The organism is Paenibacillus sp. P4_A7 (assembly GCF_056402455.1).
In genome coordinates, this window is the sequence record NZ_JBFUHJ010000860.1 from 1 (window position 1) to 848 (window position 848).

Sequence of the window (848 nt, forward strand, 5' to 3'; positions counted from 1 at the left end):
GTTCAAAGCTAATTTCACCCGTTTCCGGTACCTTTACAGGCTCTGCTGAGTAATACATATGCTTTGCATTATCGAGAATTTGGATATGATCATTAGAACGGCTAAGCGGAGCCCTTACATAAAGTATACCGTTGCGAACAATAACGACTGCATTCGGCTGGCGGATTTCCACTGCCTGATGGTTCATTCTGGCAGTATCGCGAGCCGAATGCAGTCGTTATTGTTCGCAACGGTATACTTTATGTAAGGGCTCCGCTTAGCCGTTCTAATGATCATATCCAAATTCTCGATAATGCAAAGCATATGTATTACTCAGCAGAGCCTGTAAAGGTACCGGAAACGGGTGAAATTAGCTTTGAACTGCAAATTCGCGCTCGTTCACAAAATACAGTGCCGAATGATTTATATGATGGATTCGTATCCTTGAACCTACTGGATTTTTCTACGGGCGGGGCGTTGGACTTTTTTGCCAGCAACGATAAATTTGCAAGTGTATATGCTGTGCTGCCGTTCCCTGGGGTACAGGTGCCTGAGACGGACAAAACGCGATATTTTTGCGTATTTAAAGAAGATAATGATTTTGAAGCAAGAGAGTTTAATACGTATAAAATTACGTACAATCGAACGGCAGATGAAGTGGTATTCTTTGTTAATGGCAAAGAGATACGCAGAGAACGGAATGTGCCTGTCAAGTTTAATCAGTTCACAGTTGCGCTTGGTATCATGACAGAGAAGGATTTAACACCGGAGGGCAGCGTCTCTGTACATGATCAAGTCATCATTGGCGAATGGTCGCCGATTAAAATTGAAATTAAAGAGTAGTTATCGGTGAAGGAGCTGCCTTATGT

At 42.8% G+C, this 848-nt stretch carries 2 protein-coding genes; one reads left to right on the plus strand and one right to left on the minus strand.

What is annotated here, in order from left to right; genetic code table 11:
* Positions 1-187 (minus strand): DUF6081 family protein (locus AC1DWN_RS34530; RefSeq protein ID WP_477563311.1); only part of this gene is annotated, 187 nt, incomplete at its 3' end.
* Positions 188-219: 32 nt separating this feature from the next.
* On the opposite strand from AC1DWN_RS34530, the gene AC1DWN_RS34535 reads away from it, so the two are divergent.
* Entirely contained in the window at positions 220-822 is a 603-nt protein-coding gene (locus AC1DWN_RS34535) for a DUF6081 family protein (protein WP_477563312.1), read from the plus strand.
* Positions 823-848: the final 26 nt, after the last annotated feature.